Origin of the sequence: Plantactinospora sp. KLBMP9567 (assembly GCF_033446045.1) — a bacterium.
In the GTDB taxonomy this organism is placed as follows: domain Bacteria; phylum Actinomycetota; class Actinomycetes; order Mycobacteriales; family Micromonosporaceae; genus Plantactinospora.
Genome location: NZ_JAWQRR010000078.1, coordinates 1 through 5,410 on the forward strand (window position 1 = coordinate 1; position 5,410 = coordinate 5,410).

Annotated in this window: 7 protein-coding genes and 1 pseudogene; 3 read left to right on the forward strand and 5 right to left on the reverse strand. The window is 67.9% G+C overall.

The genetic code is table 11. The features are described from left to right. Nucleotides 1-191: 191 nt before the first annotated feature. The 3 genes and pseudogenes from R6Y94_RS44855 to R6Y94_RS44865 form a co-directional block, all read left to right on the forward strand. Nucleotides 192-479 (forward strand): annotated as a pseudogene (locus R6Y94_RS44855) (IS110 family transposase); the annotation flags it as partial. 71 nt (nt 480-550) lie between these two features. Further along, on the forward strand, nt 551-1,066 hold the full coding sequence (locus tag R6Y94_RS44860) for a transposase (RefSeq protein WP_318403430.1): 516 nt from the start codon (nt 551-553) through the stop codon (nt 1,064-1,066). Continuing rightward, nucleotides 960-1,349 carry a transposase gene (locus tag R6Y94_RS44865; RefSeq protein ID WP_318403432.1) on the forward strand — a complete coding sequence of 130 codons (390 nt, stop codon included), beginning with the start codon at nt 960-962 and terminating at the stop codon, nt 1,347-1,349. Before R6Y94_RS44860 ends, R6Y94_RS44865 begins: the two co-directional genes overlap by 107 nt. 36 nt (nt 1,350-1,385) lie before the next feature. Here R6Y94_RS44865 and R6Y94_RS44870 read toward each other — a convergent pair whose 3' ends face one another. The 5 genes from R6Y94_RS44870 to R6Y94_RS44890 form a co-directional block, all read right to left on the reverse strand. Beyond that, nucleotides 1,386-1,970, reverse strand: coding sequence for a ferredoxin (locus tag R6Y94_RS44870; protein WP_318403433.1), 585 nt, complete (start codon nt 1,968-1,970; stop codon nt 1,386-1,388). Between the two features lie 317 nt (nt 1,971-2,287). Beyond that, nucleotides 2,288-3,004, reverse strand: a complete 717-nt coding sequence (locus tag R6Y94_RS44875; RefSeq protein WP_318403435.1) for a dihydrofolate reductase family protein — start codon at nt 3,002-3,004, stop codon at nt 2,288-2,290. A 98-nt stretch (nt 3,005-3,102) separates the two neighbouring features. Beyond that, nucleotides 3,103-4,338 carry an RNA polymerase sigma factor gene (locus R6Y94_RS44880; protein ID WP_318403439.1) on the reverse strand — a complete coding sequence of 412 codons (1,236 nt, stop codon included), beginning with the start codon at nt 4,336-4,338 and terminating at the stop codon, nt 3,103-3,105. Further along, nucleotides 4,335-4,694, reverse strand: a complete 360-nt coding sequence (locus tag R6Y94_RS44885; RefSeq protein WP_318403437.1) for a YciI family protein — start codon at nt 4,692-4,694, stop codon at nt 4,335-4,337. The genes R6Y94_RS44880 and R6Y94_RS44885 overlap by 4 nt, the downstream gene beginning before the upstream one ends. A 475-nt stretch (nt 4,695-5,169) precedes the next feature. Continuing rightward, a partial coding sequence (locus R6Y94_RS44890) for a hypothetical protein (protein WP_318399455.1) occupies nt 5,170-5,410 on the reverse strand: 241 nt, incomplete at its 5' end.

A 5,410-nucleotide genomic window follows, 5' to 3' on the forward strand; every position in this document is an offset into this window, starting at 1 on the left:
GGATCGCTCTCTTTGCGGCTGTCCACCCGGATCCAGGGTGTGACTATCATCTGGCATGCGCCCGCCGGCTACCGACCGGGGAGTGGCTCAAGAGGGACTTGTCCAGCTCGAAGTAGCTTTGCCCTCCCCGTTCGGCATCAAGCAATAGCCAAAATGGGAGGAAGTAGCGCATGAGTCGAGTCGTGATCGGGATGGACCCACACAAGCGGTCGGCCACGATCGAGGCCATCAACGAACAAGAGAAAGTCCTGGCCCGGGCCCGTTTCGCCACCGACGCCGAGGGGGACCAGCAGATGCTGACAGCCGGCCGAGCCTTCAGCGATCGGGTGTGGGCGGTCGAAGGCTGCTCCGGCATCGGCCGGCACATCGCTCAGCGTCTGGTCGCCGACGGTGAACCCGTACTCGACGTACCGCCGAAGCTGTCGGCCCGGGTGCGAGTCTTCGACACCGGCCAGGGCCGCAAGACCGACCCGGTCGACGCGCACAGCGTCGCGGTCGCCGAGCTACGCAGCCGTGGACCGCGCACCGTCACCCCGACGACGTCACAGCCGTGGTGCGCCTGCTCGTCGATCGCCGCGACGAACTCGGCCGGGCCCGCACCGACATCATCAGCCGCGTCCACCACCTGCTGCTCGAACTCCTCCCCGGCGGCGCCAAGAAGTTCCTCACCCGCGGCCAGGCCAGCTACCTGCTGCGCACCGCACCCCCGCCGGACAACATCGTGGCGCAGACCCGCCACGACCTGGCCCGCGAACTCATCGAGGAACTCACCACCATCGACGCCAAAATCCGGGCAGCCGATAAGCAGCTGCGCCAGCTCGTCACCGAGCGCGGCAGCACCCTGACCGAGCTCTACGGCATCGGCCCGTCCGGAGCAGCCCGGCTGATCGGTGACGTCGCCGACATCCACCGATTCCGCACCGCCGCGCACTTCGCGTCCTGGAACGGCACCGCCCCACTTGAGGCATCCTCCGGGCGACCAGCGCCGCCACCGGCTCTCCCGCGCCGGCAACCGCCGCATCAACCGGGTCCTGCACATCATGGCCGTCGTCCAGCTCCGCCATGACACACCCGGCCGCGCCTACTACCGGCGACGCCTCACCGAGGGCAGGACCACGATGGAAGCGCTACGCGCTCTCAAACGCCACCTGTCCGACGTCGTCTACAAGCGGATGCTCCACGACGCGAAAACGCGCCGAGCTGATGAGACGGGTCCGGGAGGACACTCGGAAGCGACTCTGCAATCCAGCGCGGACGGCCTGATCCCGACAACCGCCTCTTCGGACAAGTCACAACCCGGACCCGCCACGGAAAGCCTAGAACAGACCCACCATGAACCATTGACATAGAGGGGATCCAGATGCGGTCGTCGATTCCATGCCCGATTACCACTGGCTCAGGTCCGGGAGCGATTCGTCCGGTCGGGGCAACCTTCGATTGTCCAGCCAGAATCCGTAGCTGCGCAGGTAGTCTCTCAGCCCGTCGTCTATAAACTGAGCGAATTCGCCTAGCCCAACCGCGTTATCACGCTCGTCGCCCCGCTCACTGACAGACCACCGTCGCCGCACATCGTCGATCCAGGCAACCAGCCGATGCCGATCGGCCCACCAGTCCCGCACCAGATCGAGCGTCCAGTGCTCATCGCCATCAGCGGCGTACGCGGCCCACGGGTCGTTCCACGCAGCTGTCAACACGAGCTGAACCTCACGCGCGTTCCTCGGCTGCCGGTACACGATCTCGCCGCCGTACTCATCCTCGTAGATCACGAGATCAGGCGCGATGTCACGCCCCACCCAGCAGGAGTCGGTCCGCGCACCGTAGAACGGGCCCGGAACGTTACGCCAGTCCCGATCCGCCCACCGGCCCCGCAGGTACGCCTCCGGCGGCCCGAGCCGTCGATCACCTCCGGGATAGTTGACCACCTCCAAATCGGCGGAGGCGGCGACTGTCGGCATCGGATTCCAGTACACGGCCACACGCTACCGACCGGCCAGAAGCCGCAAATCGCCGCTCATCGGCTGGGCGCCGGACGACCGCGGAGCACCCTCCGGTGCGTGATGGCCGCCCAACCGTCGCGGCGCACGGACGGCGGCAAATCCGGATACGTGCGCCGGCCTCCCGAAGCTCGCGGAAGGAACGGGCTCAGGTTGGGGCGGGGTGCTGGCGCCCGTTTCGCGTGTAATTGCTTCTCATCCGCACGTATGGTGGGCGGAACCCGTCGTTGAGGCATTGAGTGCACGGGCACCCGGGCACCGGTGTGATGCTCGGGTGCCGTCGTGGCGCTGGTTCAGGCGGTGCGCGAGGTCGCGGCCTGGGTCGGACCGCCGCCGCTGCCGCGGTCGTCGAGCACGAGTGGGGCGCGGCCGTTGACGGTGTACCGGATGTGCGTGACCCGCGGCGTGTGCACCACCCTGCTGGGTTCGAGCTCGATCGCCTCGAAGTCGCCGAGGTCGAGGCCGTCGTCGAGCAGGCGCATCCCGGCGCCGAGTACCACCGGGGCAATGTGGATTTCCAGCTCGTCCAACAGGCCGGCTTCGAGTACCTGTCGCAGCAGGTTGCCACCGCCGGCCACGGCGACGTTCTTGCCGCTCGCCGCCGCACGTGCCCGCTCGACCGCGCTGGCGACATCGTCGGTGACGTACGTGAAACTCGTTCCACCCTTGCGTACCACGGTCTCGCGGGGACGGTGCGTCACGACGAAGACCGGCGCGCGGAACGGCGGTTCCTCACCCCACGGCACCTCACCGCCGTCGGCCATCCGCCTGCCCATGACGTACGCGCCAGCCCTCTCGAACGTCTCGGCCAGAATCTCCGAGTTCGTGTCCTGCTCCCCGCCAGCGAAGCCCAGCCGCTCCCGCCAAGCCATCGCCTCAGTCGCCCAACGAGTGATCCGGAAGAATCCAGCGGCCTCCGCCGACTCCATCCAGCCGCCGTCGCCACTGTGCTGGGGGCCGGCGTAGTACCCGTCAAGTGAAAGCGACATCTGCGCTGTCACCTTGGTCATCGTCCTCGCTCCGCTCTCTCGCGCCCTCGCTTGGGGCTGTCTACCTACAGATCGGAGCCGCAAGGTCGATTTCTACCCGCGTGCCGCGACGAACGGGCTCAACCGGTGCAGCGGACGGCCTGTTGCACGAGAAACCGCTGCTCGGGCAGGCTCCCAGCCAGGCGCGCGGCCTCCCGGTACGCCGCGGCCGCGTCGGCCCGTTTACCGGCCTGCTCAAACAGGTGTGCCCGGACCGCCAGCAGCCGGTGATTCCCCGCGAGTGGCCCGGACTCCAACTCGCCGAGCAACGCCAGCCCAGCCTCCGGGCCACGCACCATCGCCAAGGCGACCGCCCGGTTGAGCGTGGCGACGGGATTGGGCGCCAGTCGATCGAGAACCTGGTACAGCGCGAGAATCTGGGCCCAGTCCGTGACCTCGGTCGATGGCGCCTCGGCGTGCACCGCCGCGATGGCCGCTTGTATCTGGTACGGGCCGAGGGGCAGCGTGGCCAGACTGTGGGTGATCAGAGCGATGCCCTCCGCGATCGCGGTGCGATCCCAACGCGTCCGGTCCTGCTCGATGAGCGGCACGAGGATGCCATCGGGCCCGGTACGCGCCCCGCTACGTGCCTCGGTCAACACCATCAGCGCCAGCAGCCCCACGGTTTCGCCCGAGTCGGGCAGCCGGTCGTGTAGCCGACGCGTCAAGCACAAGGCCTGCCGGGTCAGGTCGGTCCGCTGCAACACCGGCCCAGAGCTGGCGCTGTAGCCCTCATTGAACAGCAGGTACAACACGTGCAACACGGCTCGCAGTCGGGGCCCACACTCCGCCTGCGGCGGAAGCTCGAATCGGGCGTCGGCGTCCCGCAGCCGCTGTTTCGCCCGTGAGATCCGCTGACCCATCGTCTTCTCCGGCACGAGAAACGCTGCGGCTATCTCGGCCGTGCTCAGTCCGCCGACCGCCCGCAGCGTCAGTGCCACCTGTGCGGACGGGGTCAGGGCCGGATGGCAGCACAGGAACAACAGCTCAAGCAGGTCGTCGCGAACCGGCTCCAGGTCCGGCGGCGGGGCGACCAGCGCATCGCGCGGGATGGTCGCCAGAACGGCACGCTCCCGTCGCTCCCGGGCGGTGTCGGCGCGCAGTTGATCCAGGTAACGACGCGCGGCGACCGTCGTTAGCCACCCCAGCGGCTGCGCCGGAACGCCGGTGCGCGGCCACGTACTGACCGCAGTGATCAACGCCTCCTGGACCGCGTCCTCGGACCGGAAAAAGTCACCGTAGCGGCGTACGAGCGCACCGAGCACCGGAGCGGCGAGCGTCCGCAGCAGTTCCTCGACCGACGGGTCGACCTTCAACGCCGGACCCAGCCGCCCCGCATCAACGGCCACACCTCGACGCTGCCACCGTAGCGCAGCCCTGGATATGACTGGGCGATGTCCAGGGCCCGTTGGTCGACATCGACATCCACGATGAAGTAGGAGCCTACGTACTCCTTCGCCTCCAGGTACGGCCCGTCCGTGACGACCGGACCGCCCTGCCCCATCCGGACCGAGCGGGCCCGCGGTACCAACCCTTCCGCAGTGATCAACTCCCCGGACTCGCCCAGCGCATCGTTGAACGCGTCGACCTCGCTGATGAGCGCGGCGAGGTCGGCCGGCGCGAGCGTGTTCCAAACCTCCTCGTTGCCATAGACCAGCATCAGGTATTTCATGGCACAACCCTTCCATGCGGAGGCGCTGAGTAGCCTTGCCACGATAATGCGGGCCGCCGAGATGCTGCGCACGGACGGCAACGGCGAGGGGGCGGCCACAGGTTCTCCGGCTGGCTGAGAGCGGCCACCGAGAGATTCCGAGAGCCGATCACGAAGCGTGACGGCTGTGGCTGTGGGCGGCGCACGGTCGGCGGCAGATCCGGATGCCGGCTCGGTTCATTGACTGACCACCGATGGGAGGATCGGCGGTGTGATTGAACTGCCTGGGGGATCCTGGTGGGACTGGGACGTACTGCACTTCGACGGCTCCCAGCTTCGGTTGGCCGCGGGACACGACCTGACCTACCACCACGGTCTCGAGGTGGTCTTCACCGACGTCGCATACCTGGCCTGCCCGACCCAGTTCTGGGATCCTCGGTTCCGGGAACCCAACCTTGCAGAGCGCGCACTGGTGCGTCGGCATATCGGTGAAGAATCACCAGTGGTCGTTGCCTTCGACGTCGATGCACCGGCCGGGGGCGATCTTCTTTCCTGTCTCGTCGCAGCCGGGTCGGTTGAGGTGGTGCACGGCCCGGTCTACCGCTACTGGCGTGACAATCTCGCTGCTGGAGAACGACTGGCTCCGCACGTGCGCCCGCCGGAGCCATCCTGAGGTCCGCACCTTGCCGGCGCCGCGGCTACTACCGACAGCGACGTCCAGCGCGGCGTAGAGCGCG